Annotated in this window: 13 protein-coding genes; 4 read left to right on the top strand and 9 right to left on the bottom strand. The window is 62.0% G+C overall.

Annotated elements, in window-relative coordinates; all coding sequences use genetic code 11:
• The first annotated feature begins 124 nt into the window (after positions 1-124).
• A complete protein-coding gene (locus K3179_RS10225; protein WP_221564657.1) occupies positions 125-1930 on the top strand; it encodes an SLC13 family permease in 1806 nt (601 codons plus the stop codon).
• 130 nt (positions 1931-2060) lie between these two features.
• On the opposite strand, the gene K3179_RS10230 is transcribed toward K3179_RS10225, so the two are convergent.
• Both K3179_RS10230 and K3179_RS10235 read right to left on the bottom strand, forming a co-directional pair.
• Positions 2061-2912, bottom strand: coding sequence for a hypothetical protein (locus tag K3179_RS10230; RefSeq protein ID WP_221564659.1), 852 nt, complete (start codon positions 2910-2912; stop codon positions 2061-2063).
• Between the two features lie 101 nt (positions 2913-3013).
• Positions 3014-4234 carry a S8 family serine peptidase gene (locus K3179_RS10235; RefSeq protein ID WP_247712935.1) on the bottom strand — a complete coding sequence of 407 codons (1221 nt, stop codon included), beginning with the start codon at positions 4232-4234 and terminating at the stop codon, positions 3014-3016.
• A gap of 129 nt (positions 4235-4363) precedes the next feature.
• Between K3179_RS10235 and K3179_RS10240 the strand changes: the two genes are divergently transcribed.
• Both K3179_RS10240 and K3179_RS10245 read left to right on the top strand, forming a co-directional pair.
• A complete protein-coding gene (locus K3179_RS10240; RefSeq protein WP_247712936.1) occupies positions 4364-4807 on the top strand; it encodes an RNA polymerase sigma factor in 444 nt (147 codons plus the stop codon).
• Positions 4804-5502: a hypothetical protein gene (locus K3179_RS10245; protein ID WP_221564663.1), complete on the top strand. Its 699-nt coding sequence runs from the start codon at positions 4804-4806 to the stop codon at positions 5500-5502. The genes K3179_RS10240 and K3179_RS10245 overlap by 4 nt, the downstream gene beginning before the upstream one ends.
• A gap of 133 nt (positions 5503-5635) precedes the next feature.
• Here the strand turns inward: K3179_RS10245 and K3179_RS10250 are convergent, their stop codons facing one another.
• The gene (locus K3179_RS10250; RefSeq protein ID WP_221564665.1) at positions 5636-5980 is read right to left on the bottom strand and encodes a hypothetical protein; all 345 of its coding nucleotides are present in this window, start codon (positions 5978-5980) and stop codon (positions 5636-5638) included.
• 133 nt (positions 5981-6113) lie between these two features.
• A complete protein-coding gene (locus tag K3179_RS10255) occupies positions 6114-6713 on the bottom strand; it encodes an SDR family oxidoreductase (RefSeq protein WP_221564667.1) in 600 nt (199 codons plus the stop codon).
• A gap of 211 nt (positions 6714-6924) precedes the next feature.
• Here K3179_RS10255 and K3179_RS10260 point away from each other — a divergent pair, with 211 nt between their 5' ends.
• Positions 6925-8307 carry an NAD-dependent succinate-semialdehyde dehydrogenase gene (locus K3179_RS10260; protein WP_221564669.1) on the top strand — a complete coding sequence of 461 codons (1383 nt, stop codon included), beginning with the start codon at positions 6925-6927 and terminating at the stop codon, positions 8305-8307.
• A gap of 29 nt (positions 8308-8336) precedes the next feature.
• Here the strand turns inward: K3179_RS10260 and K3179_RS10265 are convergent, their stop codons facing one another.
• The 5 genes from K3179_RS10265 to K3179_RS10285 all read right to left on the bottom strand — a co-directional run bounded on the left by K3179_RS10265 (position 8337) and on the right by K3179_RS10285 (position 16695).
• The gene (locus tag K3179_RS10265; protein ID WP_221564671.1) at positions 8337-9851 is read right to left on the bottom strand and encodes a tryptophan halogenase family protein; all 1515 of its coding nucleotides are present in this window, start codon (positions 9849-9851) and stop codon (positions 8337-8339) included.
• Between the two features lie 16 nt (positions 9852-9867).
• Complete coding sequence (locus K3179_RS10270; RefSeq protein ID WP_221564672.1) at positions 9868-11655, bottom strand: tetratricopeptide repeat-containing sulfotransferase family protein; 1788 nt, start codon at positions 11653-11655, stop codon at positions 9868-9870.
• Positions 11652-12440: a hypothetical protein gene (locus K3179_RS10275; protein ID WP_221564674.1), complete on the bottom strand. Its 789-nt coding sequence runs from the start codon at positions 12438-12440 to the stop codon at positions 11652-11654. Before K3179_RS10275 ends, K3179_RS10270 begins: the two co-directional genes overlap by 4 nt.
• Positions 12441-12557: 117 nt before the next feature.
• Positions 12558-15716 (bottom strand): TonB-dependent receptor domain-containing protein, encoded by a 3159-nt coding sequence (locus tag K3179_RS10280; RefSeq protein ID WP_221564676.1) that lies wholly within the window; start codon positions 15714-15716, stop codon positions 12558-12560.
• A gap of 193 nt (positions 15717-15909) precedes the next feature.
• Positions 15910-16695: an enoyl-CoA hydratase-related protein gene (locus K3179_RS10285; protein ID WP_221564679.1), complete on the bottom strand. Its 786-nt coding sequence runs from the start codon at positions 16693-16695 to the stop codon at positions 15910-15912.
• Positions 16696-16763: the final 68 nt, after the last annotated feature.

The following is a 16763-nucleotide window of genomic DNA, read 5'->3' on the forward strand; positions in this document are numbered from 1 at the left end:
ATTGGCGCCTCATGTAAAAGGCTCGATAGCAGGCGCCTTCGACCGAACGCTTATTCCCTCTTAAAATACCATTGGCCTGCGAAAAACGATAACGCTCTCCATCAAAGCGATTTACTAGTCCCGCATGAGCGCCATTCACGACGTCATCACCTCGAACGGACCGGTGATTGGGCTTGTCCTTTTGGTTGCGATTTTTGCTGCATTCGCGCTCGAGCGGCGGCCCCCTGTGGTGATTGCCATGGGCGCAGCAGTGATCATGCTAGGGCTGGGATTTCTCGATTCCGGCCAAACACTGGATGTATTCAAGAATTCAGCTCCGGTCACCATCGGGGCGATGTTCGTGCTGAGCGGCGCATTGCTCCGCACCGGAGCCCTGGAAGAAATTGCCGGATGGATCATTCGCAGAACCGCAAAGAAGCGGGGGTTTGCGGTTGCCGAAATCGGTGCAGGGACGATCTTTGCCTCAGCGTTTATGAACAACACGCCTGTCGTGATCGTTATGATACCGATCCTCAAGCGTCTTGCACGGGTCCTCAAGATTTCGCCGACGCGCGTGCTTATCCCGCTGTCCTACATTACCATCCTCGGCGGGACGCTCACCTTGATCGGAACGTCCACCAATCTGCTGGTCGACGGGGTAGCGCAGGAACAGGGTCAGGCCGCATTCGGGATTTTCGAGATTACCGGAGTGGGCCTGGTCGCCGCAACGACGGGGGTACTCTTCCTGTTGGTCGCAGGGCATAGGCTGCTTCCAGACCGGGCCTCCGGCGCCCTCGACGATGAACGGGAGAGCGACCGCTACCTTTCCCATCTCGTGCTGAACGCCAGAAGCATCCTGGTCGGTCAGCGTCTCGGCGATACCTTTGTCGCCCGGCGTCCCGGTATTCGCGTTCTGGCATTGAAGCGCGGCGCCACCGTCACGCGCAGCGGCTTAGGGGACCTCATCCTTGGCTCGGGCGATCAACTGGTGGTCGCAGCGACACCCGCAGAACTTGCTTCCCTCGCCGAGGCCCGGGACTTCCGGACAGGCCTCGTGGGAGTGGGCGGTGGTATCGTTACAGCCGGTGCTGATCGCCCGAAGGACCTGCGGCTTGTCGAGGCGGTAGTTTCCGCTTCCGATCCCATCATCGGACGAAGGCTCGTGGAGATCCCCTTGCTCTCCCGCTTCAAGGTTCGCGTGCTCGGCCTGGCGCGACCCGGTCACATTGCCGGCCCTGATCTTTCCAACGCTCGCGTGCGTGCCGGCGATGTATTGCTGATTGCGGCAGGCGAAGATGCGGCGCAGGCCATCCGCACGGGCCTCGGTCTGCAAGAAGTGTCGGAGGCTTCGGCGAAATCATTCCGGCGGGGCAAGGCGCCTCTGGCAATCGCAACCCTCGCTGCGGTCGTCGTGGGCGCGGCCCTGTTTAAGCTGCCGATCGAAGCGTTAGCTATAGCGGGCGTGGCTGTCGTGCTGGTCACGCGGTGTATCGAACCCGAGGAAGCGTGGTCATCCATCGACGGGAACACTCTCGTGCTGATCTTCGCCATGCTGGCCGTAGGGAAGGGGCTTGATAATGCAGGCACCGTCGATCTGATCGTCGGGAGCATCGAACCCTATCTCCAGGCGGTGTCGCCGCTCGTCCTGCTGGCCTGCATATACCTTATTGCCAGCGTGTTGACCGAGGTGGTCACCAACAATGCGGTCGCGGTTATCCTCACCCCCATCGCAATTTCGCTGGGCGAGAGCCTGGGAGTGGATGTCCGGCAGTTGATCGTGGCTGTGATGTTCGGCTCAAGTGCCAGCTTCGCAACGCCGATCGGTTATCAGACCAATACGCTGGTCTATGGCGCGGCCAATTACCGGTTCACCGACTTCCTGAAGATCGGGATCCCGATGAATCTGGTGGTCGGAAGCGCTTCTTGCCTCGCAATTTACCTGCTTCTCTAGCAGGAGCAGGTTTCCGACCGCTGGCTGCATTAGCAGGCAGTTCAGCTTTTCAGGACGACCACGCGCTAGGAAGAGGAAAAGGCCGGGCTCCCTTTCGTGGAACCCGGCCTTCCTTCATGTGCGAGGAGGATTATTCGGCGGCAGCGTTAGGGTCCTCGGCGGGTGCCTCGTTGGACGCCGATCCGCTTGCTTCTCCGGCGATAAGCGCAGTTCCGCTGGCCGTCAGGTTGCTGGCGGGAATGGTGGAGAGGCCATCCTTGCTTTGGACGACCACCTGGCGGATTTCTCCGCTGCGGGTGGCGACGATGTCGCGCACACGGCCGAGTTCCTGCCCCGAGGGAAGCTGGACCGGCATGCCGGGCGCCACGGAGAACGCGCCTTCGCCCTGCGCGGCGCCGCTCCCTGCGAGGGCGAGAACGCCATTGTCGATCATGCCGTTGCCCGTTGCGGACCCGGCTGCCATTCCGCCAAGGCTTCCGGCCTGTCCGGCCGCGCCGGCGATACGCTCGCGTGCCGATCCGACGGCAGGCGTCGCGATGTTGCGCACCATCGATGTCGTTTCCCGCGCTTTTCCGGCAGCGCCGGTCACTGCGCCCGTCACCTGGTTGGTGCCGATCAGCTGGGCATTGGCATTGCCCGAACCCGATGCACCGGCAGAACCCGAGGCATTGCCGGTAACTTCGCCTACAGGCGTGCCGATCAACTGGCTGGTGGTCGCATCGAGGCTGGTGTCGAGGCTACGATCGATGGCGATGTTGCCATTCTCGCGGTCGACATTCTGGTTGCCGCGCGTGGAAGCATCTCCGCGCAGCGCGCCGCGTGTGGTCGAGCGAACGCTTTGCGCCGGTGCGCGCAGCGTCGAATTCACCGTGCTGTTGATCGATCCGGTCACGCCCGAGAGACCGCCGCCACCGAGCAACTGGGCGTGCGCGGGGGTAGCCATGATCGTAAGCGCCGAGGCGGTAAGCATGAGAATTTTCATCGTGATTTCCTTTCCACTTGCGAACGCGAAGGGTGTCGGTGCATCCGCTTGAAAGGAAAACGGGCGGCTCTTTTCGTTTAATCCATCGGCATCGAAAAAAATTAGCGGCCCTTGCACGTGCCGCAGACAAGACCTCTGCCATAGGTGTCGTCGGGCCCCTTGCGGCCAAGGTCGATCGCTTCCTCGTCCAGCGCGCTGCGCCAGCTGCGTCCATGTCCCATAGCCCGCGCAATCCGGGCAGCCACCAGCGGTGTGGCGAAGGAGGTGCCGCGCAGGGCGATGCGCTTGCCCTTGGCGTTGCGGCCATGGATATCGGCACCCGGCGCAGAGTAATCGAGATGGAGAGCTCGTCCGGCTTCGATCAGCGCCCGGCGCTTGCCATCGACCGCCGTCACGGCGACGACCCCGTCGTAGGATGCGGGATAGGCAGGGGGTGCTGCAGGTCCGTCATTGCCCACCGCCGCCACCACGACCACGCCCTTGCGCCGGGCAGCGCCGATCGCCCGTTCCAGCACGGCGTTGTTCGGCCCGACCAGGCTGATCGTCACAACCTTGCTGCCGGAAGAAACCAGCCATCCGAGGCCTTTCGCAATGGCGAGCGCGTTTCCGCCCGCCTTGTCGGTGCCATAGACGTCGGCGACCTTTATATTGCTCGCGCCCGCGCTTGCGAGCAGCGAGGCGACCGCACTTCCGTGATTGCTCGGGAAGGGGGCCCCCTTGGCAAAGCCCCGGGCTTCCGTGACCTTGACCGATGAGCCCGGTGCTCCGTCGATCATCCCGACCGGCGCCGCCGTAGAGGCAGAGCTTTGCGCGGAAATCGCCAGTGCGGCACCGTTTGCATTCCCCGACTGGAAGTGAAGATTGTCGGCGCTGACCTTGGCCATGGGCAAGAGCTGTGCGAGCAAAAGCTGTGCTTCCCCCAGGTCGAGCCCTGCAGGCACACCAAGTCGTGCGACCGACATATCGAGGCCCTCGATCTCTTCTCGCGAAAGAAGGGTGAAACCGGCCCCAAACGCGGGGCCCAGAGCCTCTGTCGAGACATCCATGACCAGCAATTCTCCGCGCCGTGCCGGGGCGCCTTCGGCATCCAGTTCGATAGCATCGGGATTGCGTCGGACCAGCCGGTCGATTGCGCGCAGACGCTCGCGCGCAAGGCGGTCGGCCGTGCGTCGCAATGCCGCACGGGTTTCGTCCAGATCGTCGAGAGCCTCGCCGAGGACCGGCCCTACCTGCGGCAATTGCACGCGCGGCAATGCCACTTGCGCAGCAAGAGGTGCAGCGATCAGGCCCAGGGCGACGCTCAACAGGGTAAAAATGCGCATCGGTCTCTCGTTCATCGGCTAAAATGCATTAAGCATGGATGAAACGCACCCGGTCATCCGTTTAATCCATGGAAGGCAAAGACACTGAACCCATCGTTCGAGAAAGACTTGCTTGCCCTGCTGCCCCGCTTGCGCCGTTTCGCGATCGGGCTGTGCGGCAATGCGTCCGACGGTGACGATCTCTGCCAGATGACGTTAGAGCGTGCGCTCGCCAACCGGTCCCGCTGGGAAGAAGGCACACGGCTCGACAGCTGGATGTATCGGATCATGCGCAATATCTGGATCGACGAGGGTCGCAAGGTGACCCGCAGCATGCAGACATTCGTGGCGGAAGATGCCGGTCTCGGCGTCGGGGGCGATGGCGCGCAGGAAGCCGCAGTCGAACTCGGCAATGTAGACAGGGCCATGCAGAAACTGCCGGAGGATCAGCGCGAGGCAGTGCTCCTCGTGATGGTCGAAGGCTACGCCTACAAGGAAGCGGCGGAAATCGTCGGATGCCCTGTCGGCACTCTGAATTCCCGCCTCGTTCGCGGGCGCGACGCGCTGATGGCGATCCTGGGAGAAGCATCGTGACGATAAGGCCTGAAGATATCGCCGCTTTCGCCGACGGGGAACTGTCGGGCGATCGCGAGGCAGAAATTGCCGCGGCCGTGGCTGCCGATCCCGCGCTTGCGGAACAGGTCGAGCGTCACAAGGCAATGAAGACGATGCTGGGCGCACATTATGCTCCCGTCCTCGACCAGCCCGTTCCCGACCGGCTCGCTTCCATGCTCGCCAAACCGGAAGATGCGGAAGTCGTCGATTTCGCCGCTGCTCGCCAGACACGCGAAAGCCGCAAGCGCCTGCCGCATTGGGGCTGGGTTGCCGGACCGGCTCTTGCCGCCTCCTTGGCCTTGGCAGTGTTCCTGCCCGGCCAAGGGGTGGAGAGTTCTGCATACGCCGATGCACAGCTGGCGGCCGTTCTCGACGACAGGCTCGTCGCCGACCAGTCGCAGACGGACGATGTCCGTGTGCTCTTGTCGTTCCGAAACGACGAGGGCCGCTATTGCCGTGCATTCAGCGCCCAGACGGGCGGTGGAATCGCCTGTAACACCGAGGATGGCTGGAGGCTGGAGGCGATAGGCGCGGGAGGCGAGGGCGCGGCGACCGAGTATCGCATGGCCGGGGCTGGCGATGCACAGATCCTGGCGCTGGCGCAGGAAATGGCATCGGGCCCTGCACTCGATGCGGCAGCAGAGAAAGAGGCGCAAGAACAGGGCTGGCGCTGAGCCGATCACCCTTGATCGGCGCCTCGTCGCATAGCGTTACGCAAGGCACGAAAAAGGAAGGACCGGCGGGTCGTCCGGTCCTTCCTCGGGAGTGGCCGCGCGTTGGGACGGACGCGGCCGGGGGGACAGCCGATCAATCCACGAAATAGACGCGGCCTGCACGATCGCCGCGCTCGGCCATTTCTTCGATGTACTGCACGCGCTCGTGCTTCAGTTCATGGGCATATTCTTCCCAGGCATCGCGCTTGTCTTCGATATCGCTTGCGCGGCGCAGGTCGCTGGTCAGCTCCTTCTGGGCCTCGATCACGTCGATCCGGTAATCGAACCAGAACCGGTTCTCGATGCCGGCGATGGGCGAGGTGATGATGAGAGCTTCTTCCGCCCTCGCGAGCTGCTCTTCATGCAACATCGGCATGGCTGCAGTCGCCGCGGTAGCAAGACCGAGGGCCAGGCAAGGAATGGTGGCGAGTTTGATCATGGTAAGTCTCCTTTGCAGAGCGCCGGACTGAACCGGTCGCTTGCAAAGGAAACGGATCACGAATGGCGCTTAATCCACTCTCGCGCGATTTTTTTGCAGTCCCGGATTGCAACGTCCCGTTCGCTGGAATGCGTCAGGCAACACTTTCCATCCGGTAGGCCTTGTTCAGCAAGGCGTCGTCGGTGAGGGCGCGGACAAGAACGGCCGCGACATCGCCGCGCGCTGCCTTGCCCTTGGGATCGACATCATCGCCCAGTTTCACATTCCGGCTGCCGTCATCGTCGGTCAGTGCGACGGGACGGACAATCGAATATTTGAGGCCGGAAGCTTTGAGATGCTCGTCCGCATCATGCTTTGCCTTCAGGTAATGATGGAGATCGGACTGCGGGTCGGGATCGTCCGCGCCAACCGAACTCAGCATGACGAAGCGCTGTACATCGGCCGCCTTGGCACGGTCGATAAGGTCGATTGCGCCATCGCGATCGACCCTGTCGGTCATTTCCGCGCTGGTGTCGCCGCCCGATCCGGCTGCGAAGACCACCGCATCGACGCCTTCGCAAATGTCGTCATCGAGTTGCGTAAGATCGGCTTCGCGCGTCGCCACACCATCCGGAAGTTCGGAAGTGTCGGAAGAGGCGCGATGCATTGCGATCGGTTCGTGGCCTGCCTCCACCAGCTGCCGGGTAAGACGGAGTCCGGTGTTGCCGGTGGAGCCTGCAATAAGAATTTTCATGATGTCCTGTGTTCTCGCAATCTGGAGTGAAGAGGTTCGTGGTTCGAAAGGTTAACGCAGCCAGTGTCCGATCGTTTCGTGTGCCCCGTCTGCCGACCGTCAGGCGTGGCTTACTTTGGAACACGGCAGTCCCGCCGCCGTTGGCCTTGTGAAGACCAACCCTGCGAGCGGCGGAAAAGTGCGCTCGCGTAAACACCAGAAAGTACCTCCCATGAGCACGATCCAGACCAAGAACCCCGCGACCGGGGAAAGCCTGCAGACCTACGACCTGATGAGCGAGACCGAGGCCTTCGGGATCGTCGAGGCTGCGCACGAGGCGTTTCTGGACTGGCGCAAGAAATCCCACGAGGAACGCGCGCCATACCTGCGCAAGATCGCCGAAGTCCTTAGAGACAACGCGGACAAGTTTTCCGAACTCATGACCCGCGAGATGGGCAAGCTTTACAAGGACGGCAAAACCGAGATCGAGATCTGCGCGCGCATTTGCGAATACACCGCCGACAACGGACCGGAGGCGCTGGCCGATGAGGAACGCCAGCACAGCGGCGGCAAGAAGCGCGGCATCGTCACCTACTCCCCAATCGGCGTGATCTACAGCGTGCAGCCGTGGAATTTCCCAGTCTACCAGCCCATGCGCGTGCTGGCGGCGAACATCATGGCCGGAAACGCCGTCGTCCTGAAACACGCATCGATCTGCACCGGCAGCGGCCTGTTGCTGCGCGATCTGTGTCTCGAAGCCGGACTGCCCAAGGGCCTGTTCGACGTAATCCTTGTCGACCACGACCTCTCGGACAAGATTATCGAACACGATCTTGTCCGCGCGGTGACCATGACGGGCAGCGATGGCGCGGGTAGCCACATCGGCGAACTGGCCGCCAAGAACCTCAAGAAGACGGTGCTCGAACTCGGTTCGAACGACGCCTATCTCGTGCTCGAGGATGCCGACATTGACCTGGCGGTGAAAACCTGCGTCCAGGGCAGGCTGTATAACAACGGCGAGACCTGTGTGTCGGCCAAGAGGTTCGTCGTGACCGACGCCGTTTACGACGACTTCGTATCGGCCTTCGTCGAAAGCATGAAATCGGTAAAGATGGGCGATCCCTTCGACGAGGATACCCAGCTGGGCCCGGTTTCAAGCGAGGAGCAGTTCGACACGCTGGTGGAGCAGGTCTCCAAGAGCCTGGATGGCGGTGCGACCCTGCTGTGCGGCGGCGATCCGGACAAGGACGCGCAGGGGTGCTATTACCCGGCAACGGTCCTCGCCGACTGCCAGCCGGGTACTCCGGCCTATGACGACGAGCTATTCGGCCCTGTCGCGTCGATCATCCGCGCGAAAGACGACGAGGACGCTATGCGGATCGCCAATGACAGCCGCTATGGCCTTGGCGGTGGAATCTTCACCAAGGACGAGGACAAGGCCATCCGCCTGGCCCGCGATCATTTCGACACGGGTATGGTCCGCATCAATTCCTTCGGCGCTGCAGACCCCAACATGCCCTTCGGAGGCGTCAAGGATTCGGGCTATGGCCGCGAACATGGCGGCTTCGGCATGAAGGAATTCGTCAACGCGAAGGCGATTTTCCTGCCGTCGTAATGCTGTGACTAGCCTGCCGTGGCCGGGGCCTATGACGTTGTCCCGGCCATGCGGGCCAGGAATTGTCCGTGATCGGGCAGTCCCTCGGCGCTCTTGCGCAGCGAGCCGGCGATATGGGTGATCCGGTCTGCGATGGGTCGCGGCTGTGCGCGCGCCGTTGCCGGATGGGGCCGCTCCGGCTCAAGATTCTGCCCTAGCAGCAGCGACGTCCACGATCCAAGCTGGAAGAGATGTCCGCCGTCGATGGCGATACTGCCGTGCGAGCGCCACAATTCGAGGATCGTCGAAAGGGTGTCCGGCAATTCCATCGTGCGGCAATGACGCCAGAACTCGCTGTCGTCGCGCTGCGTGACTGCATAGTGCGCAATTACGAAGTCGCGGACCTGCTCCCATTCCTGCTGCGTCTGCGAGTTGAAACGGTCGCGAAGGATAGGGTCGATCGCCTTGGTCGGAAAAAGCTCCACCAGGCGTTCGAGGCTGGCCTGGACCAGATGGATACTCGTCGACTCCAGCGGTTCGAGGAAGCCGGCGGCAAGACCGATGCCGAGGACATTGCCTGCCCAGGCTTCCTGCCGCCTGCCGGTCCGGAATTTGATCAGGCGTGGGTCGCCGCGCAGATTGCCTGATACGGTCGCCAGAAGGCGCTCGGTCGCCTCCTCCTCGCTTGAAAATGCGCTCGAATACACATGGCCATTGCCGGTCCTGCTTCTCAGCGGGATGCGCCATTGCCAGCCAACCGTATGCGCGATTGCTTGCGTCATGGGCGAGATCGCCTCGCTCACGTTTTCGGTCTGCACGACAACCGCGCGGTCGGCGGGCAGCCAATGACTCCAGTCATCGAACGGCACTTCCATGGCTTCGCCCAGTACGAGGCTGCGGAAACCGGAGCAGTCGATGAAGAAATCGGCGTCGAGACTGTCCCCGCTATCGAGGGCGACGCCCGTGACATTCCCCGTATCGGAAGCACGATGGACGGCGACGATGTTCCCTTCGCTGCGCTTTACGCCGCGGCTTTCCGCGACCTTGCGCAGATATTGTCCGTAGCTGAGCGAATCGAAATGATAGGCGTGGGGGAGGAGCCGGGAGAGCTCGCTACCCGGGCGCTGGTCGATGGCAAAACGGTCAAGATCGGCGGCTGCCCGGCCAAGGAAGAGCTCCTGCCATTGCGGATAGTGGGATCCGCCCGCTTGTTTGCCGAGCAACCACCAATGGTGGAGCCGGACCATCGCATCGAGTTCCTGGCCGACATGTCCGAACGCGTGCAGGTAACGATCGCCCTGGGCGCCCCAATTTTCGAATTCGATGCCGACCTTGAAGGTCGCATCCGTCGCCTTCACGAACTCGACCTCGTCTATCCCCGCCAGACGATTGAACTCGCGGATCGGCGGAATAGTGGCCTCGCCGACACCCACCATACCGACTGCTTCGCTTTCGACGAGTTCGATGGCGACGGTGTCGGAAAGCGCGCGTGACAGATAGGCGGCCGCCATCCAGCCAGCCGAGCCTCCGCCCACGATCAGTATCTTGCGTATGGGGTCGGTCATGGCGCTTCCCTGAATGTCAGCTTGTCGCCTGTTTACCCAGGGCATCGGATAGCGGAGCGAGGTGCTTCTGGTAGTCCTTCCATGCCCCGATACCCTTGCGATTAAGAGGCTGGCGGACCTGTTCGGAGCTGGCCGTCGCCACCGCGTCCGAAGACTGGTGGAAGGCGAGCATGCTCTCGTCAAAGGTCACGCCGAGGAAATCGCAAACCTCGCGCAGCACCTCGCGCGGACGATCCACCAGCTGCTCGTACTCGACCAGCTTGATCCGGTCCGGAAAGCGATCGCGCATGGCATCGGTAAAGTGGGAATAGGTGCGATAGAAGCTCGCGATGTCCTCCAGATCGCTGGATGCTGCATGGCCGCGCGCGAAGAGGGTACGATAGTTCGACCAGCAGCAATCCATCGGATCGCGCCGGATATCGATGATCTTCGCGTGCGGCAGCATGCGCAGGATCAAGGGCAGGTGCCGCCAGTTCATGTGCATCTTGTCGATGACGATGCGGGCTCTGCTGCGCATCATTTCGCGCGCACGATTGCGATACCACGTGCCCATGGAGGCAAGCGCCTTGTCATTGAGACCGGCGATCGTTTGCGGAAGCGCCTCGCGACCCTGGGTCAGCATCAGGCGCTGGACCATGTGCGATACGACCTGCAGTTCGCCGAGCGGTTCGACGTCGGGCGACTGGCCGAGCATCCGCTCGAGCAGGGTCGAGCCAGCACGCGGCATACCCACTATGAAAAGGGGGAGGGGGTCGTCACCTGTTGCCGCAGCTGCCGGTCTGATCGAGCCTGCCTGGTCGAGATGTCTCGTCATCAGCTGCTCGAACTCGGTCGCATCGAACGGGTCCGCCTGCCGACGCTTGCCGTTTCCGGCATCGAAATGTGCGAATGCCTCGTCGAAACGCTCGCGCGCGTGGAGCGCCATGGCGAGTGCGAAATGGAGATTGATTTCCCGCTCGCCCTTGAAGCCTGCTGTCTCAAGCCGTTTGGCCAGATAGGCGATATCGTCGTCCGCCACGCTCGAAGCATCGAGATCGGCGAGGCTCCACCAGGAGCGTGCGTGATCGGGATCGAGGCCGAGCGCCTTGCGATAAGCGGCTTTCGCATCCTCGCTGCGACCCACGAAGCGCAGGGCATCGGCATGGTCGGCGTGAAAATCGGGCGATTTCGGCTTGAGGTCGATCAGCTTTTGCGTGGTTTCGACGCAGCCCTGAAAATCGCCGGCGGCGGCCAGGAGCCGGTTCTTGAGCGTGAGCAGCCCGATGTCGTCAGGGGCGGCAGCGACAAGCGGCTCCAGCACCTTGCGCGCTTCGGCCAGCTGGTCCGACAGCATCAGTCCATTGACCAAGAGCGCGCCGGCATGCGGGAAACCCGGTGCGCGTTCGAGCACCATCTTCAGCATGGGGATCGCCTTGTCGTGCAAGCCGATGCCCAGCGCGCTTTCGGCTGAAAGCACTATTGCGGCAAGATCCCCCGGGCAGTCCCTGAGATGCTTTGCGGCAAGTTCGCTCGCGGCGGGGAAATTGCCATCGTTGAGCGCTTTCGCCGCCTGGGTAAGCAGGGGATAGCGACGGGCCTCATCGATCGCGAGAAGCTCTGCCTTGGCGGCGAAATCCGCTTCCCCCCTGGCGCGATGGGCTGCTGCTGCAAGGCGCAAAGCGCGCGGTTCACGTCCATCCTTGCGCAGGATGACCTGCGCCTGCTTCAGGGCCAGCGAGGGGTCCGTTTCGAGCAATGCCGCGCCGCGGGCGAGCGCTTCGTCGAGCGAACCGCCGACGGTGTCCACAGGGCGACCGCCGCTCATTTCGCATATCCCAGTATCGAGCGGAGGCGCGGAGACACGAGGTCTACGATATCGCGCTGCGCCTGGGGCAGGCTGTCGGGGATGGTGACGCCGCGCATGGTCAGGTTCTGGCGCGCGGTACCGCTCTGGGCCGGATCGGCGCCGATGCGCACACGTTCGCGCCAATCGCGCGGCATGGTGATGCCGCAAGCCTCGAGAAGCTGGGCGAAATAGACCTCGCTCTCCTCGCTTTCGAGGTTTTTCACTGCGTCGCGCAGTTCCTCGAACCGGACGAGATACTCGCCGGTGCCGAGCCAGGCGACGGCGTTGAACAGGAATGTTTCATGCAGGCCGGGGCTTTGGCGCGGCAGGCCGAAGATGACGACATTCATGAGCTCTTCGGCGGTCAGCGGCGCCCGCTTGAGAATATCGAGATCGCCGGAAAATTCGTCCGACAGCATGAAGCGGGCCATTGCGAGCACCCAGTCGTAGGGATCGCGCACCAGCAGGATCCGGCGTGCACCCCCGGTCGTCGCCGCGGAGATGTCCGCGAAGAACAGGTGGCCCCAACTCAGTTTGGCGGGCGGCCCGTCGAATGCCGCGACGTGGCGCTTGAGATTGGCGAACTGGATGAAGTCGGCGGTGTAGTGGTGCTCTACCGGCACGAACATGCGGATGATGTTGCGCAGGAGATGGCTACCGGACTTGGGCAGGCTGTTGAGGAACAGCGGCTGATCGAGCGGGACTTGCGCGAATTCGGCGTTCCGTTCGTCCAGATTGTCCGGCTTTACGTGGATGGTTTGCATGCCAGCCGGATTAAGGGTGCAGGCGCAAAGTGCAAGGCTGGGAAGGGTCTGTGCCGCGCAAAAGAAAAGGGGCGATGCCTTCCGGCACCGCCCCCGATCTTTCACTAAGCGAGATGCTTAGAAGTTGATGCCTGCACGCACGAACACACGACGGCCGAGCCAGTCGTACTGCGAGACAAACGGCGAGGCGCCACCGATGGTGGTGAGACCGGACACTTCAGGCGGACGGGTGTCGAAGATGTTCGAAACACCGGCGGTGATTTCGAAACGATCCGCGAATTCCTTCGTCAGCGAGAGGTTGTGGTAGAAGACAGCTTCGGTACGCGGACGCACACAGTAAGTGCCGAGGTACACGAATTCAGCGAATTCGCTGGTTTCGGGACTACGGCAGAGATTGCCGAAGTCTTCGATGTAGTCTTCTTCGCTCGACGATGCACCGACGATGTCGAGACCGTAAAGCAAACCCCAGCCCTTATAGTCATAGCCGAGGTTGATGTCGGCCGTGAACTTGGGATCGCCGACTTCACCGTTGAAGTCTTCGAACTCACCCAGACGCGAAACAACGTCTTCCAGCTGGTACGTCGCCTGAGCGAGCAGCTGGATACGACCTGCATCGCCGAAGTCGTGGCTTGCACGGACGGTGAAATCGATACCGCGGTTCAGCTGTTCATCGACGTTGATGAACTTGCGGAAGATGTTGCGGATATTGGTCGGGTCACCGTCCTGACCACGCTCGAAGAGATCGCAGAACGGGCTGTTCGGGAAGTCTTCGGAGTCGTAGCAGTTGCGCAGGATCGCCGTCGGCGTGAGCTGGGCGATTTCGTCCTTCACCTTGATATCGAAGTAATCGATGGTGAGGGCGAGATCGGTGTCAGCGCCGATGTACGGCGTCAGGATCGTGCTGGCCGTGATGGCACGCGACGATTCCGATTCCAGGACGCCAACACCACCCGAGGTGAATACGCTGGCCTGGATGCCGGCACCAGTACGGTTGTCGGCCAGACCTTCGGAGGCGCAGTTGTCAGCGATACGCTGGGTAATCGCACCGAGTGCGAGGTTCTGGCCCCAGTTGACGCACGGGTCGACCGTCTGGCGAGCGCCGCTGACCTGGTCGGCCAGGAACAGTTCGAACAGAGCCGGAGCACGGTAGGACGTACCGTAGGTTGCGCGGAAGCGCAGCCAGTCGTTGACCTGCCAGTTACCCATCAGCTTGTAAGTGACGTTGCCATTGTCGGAGTCCGAGAAGCCATCCGATCCACGGACCGAGTTCACGTTAGTGACACGAGCCGATGCCGACAGGACGAGGTCCTGTACCAGCGGGCGGTCGCGCATGAGCGGAACTTCGATTTCGGCGAACGCTTCGGTCGTCTCGCGATAACCGAAGGTGTTGCCCGAGGAGAACGGGTTTGCGAAACCATTGTCGACGAACGGACGCTCGTAGCCGTCATCGTCCGGCGACAGGGTCGGATCGAAATCGGGGTTCGGAGCATAGGTGATGTGACCCGGAAGGTCGTTGATGTCGTCGCGGCGATAGACGGCACCGGCTGCGAAGCCGAGCCAGCCTGCCGGCAGTTCGAATGCCTGACCCGAAACCGAGGCTTCGACGAAGACCTGCTCGTACAGGGTGTTACCGACTTCCGTTTCCGTGAAGTAGGCTTCTTCTTCAGCGGTAAGGTCACCGGCCATGACGCGCGGATCGACCCAGTTGACCTGGAGGCACTGGCGGTTGCTGATCGGCGTGACGAGACCCGCACAACCTGCACCGAAGGCACGGCTGGTCTGCTGGTCGATAACGTCCTGCAGGATCTGGTCGAGGGCGTAGTCACCGTCCGAACGGCTGTACTGACCGTGGATGTCGAAACCGATACGGTCGCTGAAGTCACCCGTCAGACCGAGAACAGCGCGATAGTAATCGACGGTGATCTCGTTGTCGTAATTATCCAGGATGCCGGTCGGCGACAGGAACTGGAAGTTGCCGTTCCAGCCCGGGAACGGATCGTCCGGATCGCCTTCGTCGTACTGCTGCGTGTAGCCGAAGTTGTAGAACTGGCTGTAGCTGTCGACATATGTACGACGCTGGTTGAACAGGCCTTCACCATAGAGGCGGAGCGTGTCGGTGATGTCGAACGAACCTTCGACGTAAGCGGTGTAACGCTCGGTCTCGGGGATGACGGACGACTTCTGCTCGAACGGGTGGTAGCTGTTCGTCAGACCCTGGGAAAGCGGATCCCACTTCGAGACAGGGTACCAGCCATCGGGCGACGAAATGTCGAACGCGCCGGTAATCGGGCCCGGACGATCGAGGTACTGACCGAGATTGTCGTTGCCGTAGCTGAACTGCATGAGTGTCGCTGCAGAATTGGTCTGCGGGACGTTGCTGGCGTAATATGCCCAGACGTGACCCCAGGTCGTGCCACCGCGGCAGGCGAGGTCGCCCGTACGCGGATCGATCAGGTCGACGCGCTCGTCACCGTCTTCGGTGCGGAACAGGTAGTCGTAGTCGCAACCGAGATAGTCGCGGTCCTGGCGCTCGAGTTCTTCCTGGCGATAGTATTCACCGGCGAACATGATGTGGCCGCGGTCGAATTCCTTACCCCAAGCAGCGGAGACCTGGTAGATTTCGCCGCCGCTTTCGAAGGGCAGGGTCACCGAACCGTCGAGTTCGAGACCGTCGGTCGAGCGCTTGGTCAGGAGGTTGACCACGCCGGCCACAGCGTCCGAACCGTAGATCGACGATGCGCCGTCCTTCAGGATTTCGACCGACTGGATGATCGAGGACGGGAGGACGTTCAGGTCAAACGACGAAACGCCGCCACGCGTACCGGCGGGGCCGGCACGACGCGAGTTAAGCAGAACGAGGGTACGTTCGGCGCCCAGGCCACGCAGCGAAATCGTTTCAGCGCCCTGGCCGCCGTTCGAGACAGCATTGGCCGAGATGGCTGCGGTGATCTGCGAAGAACCGCTTGCGATCGGCGAGTTCTGGACGATCTCGGCGACGTCGGTAGCGCCGGTGCGGCGGGCGATGTCGGGATCGATGATCTGGAGGGGCGAAGAGCTGGTCGCCTCGCTGCGACGGATACGCGAACCCGTAACGAGAATGGTCGTACCCTCGGGGACTTCCTGACCTTCTTCCAGGATTACGACTTCTTCGTCTTCCTGTGCGTCAGCGTCCTGGGCCACGGCTGGCGAAGCCAGGGTCACGGCGAGTGCCGCCAGGCCGGAGCCTGCCAGCAGGCGCGTAGCCTTCGGCGTCGCACCGTAAATGCGAGTATTCATATGTTCAAAACCCCCTAAGCAGACCGGATTTTTCCGGCGTTAGCGATTCCCAAAGATTGCATTGCCCGGGTAGGCAACGCAGGCGTTAGTTCCCGCACTTCTGCGGATGATGGGTTGGAAAACAATCAACCGGGGCGGCTTTTGCCCATTTTCCTGCCGTCTTGTTGTCTTTTCGCAACAAAGAAGCCGGCGATCAGCTGCCTTTGAATTCGGCCTTGCGCTTCTGGAGGAAGGCCATCGCCCCTTCGACGGCGTCCTGGGTGCTGCCGGCAATGCGTTGCGCATTGGCCTCTGCGGCAAGTGTGGCGGGGAAGTCGGCCTGGAGGCCATCGCGCAAGGTGCGCTTCATCTGGCCGAGGGCTACGGTCGGACCGTTCGCAAGCCGCTGGACAAGCGCCGTGGCTTCGCTCTCCAGGCTTTCGTCTTCCACACATTTGTAGATCAGGCCGATCCGTTCGGCTTCTTCGCCATGGATCTTTTCGCCCAGCATCATCATGCGGGTGGCCTGCGCCGTGCCGATCAGGCGCGGCAGCATCCAGCTCGAGCCACCATCGGGCACCAGGCCGATATTGACGAATGCCTGGAGGAAATAACCGCTCTTTCCGGCGATAACGAAATCGGCTGCAAGGGCGATAGAGCAGCCGACACCGGCGGCTGGACCCTGGACCATGGATACGACCGGCACGGGAAGCGCGGCGAGGGCCTGGACCATCGGATTGTAGTGCTGGCTCAAGGAAGCGAAGGCGCGATCACCGCCGCTGACCGACATTTCCGCATTGGCGGCAAGATCGGCGCCCGAGCAGAAGGCCCTGCCTTCTCCGCGCAAGAGAACCGCGCGCGCATCGCCGATGTCACGAATGGCGGTGAAGATTTCGTCCGCCATCTGCGGCGGGCAGGCATTCAGGCGCTCGGGACGATTGAGCGTAATCGTGAGAACGGGTCCATCGCGTTCGGCCTTGATCGTTTCGAAATCGCTCATCTGTCCATTCTCTCCTGTCCCTTGTGTGCATCCCGTTTGGGCAAACGGGTGCGCAATTGCAACCTAGT

This window comes from Qipengyuania intermedia, assembly GCF_019711615.1.
Taxonomy (GTDB): domain Bacteria; phylum Pseudomonadota; class Alphaproteobacteria; order Sphingomonadales; family Sphingomonadaceae; genus Qipengyuania; species Qipengyuania intermedia.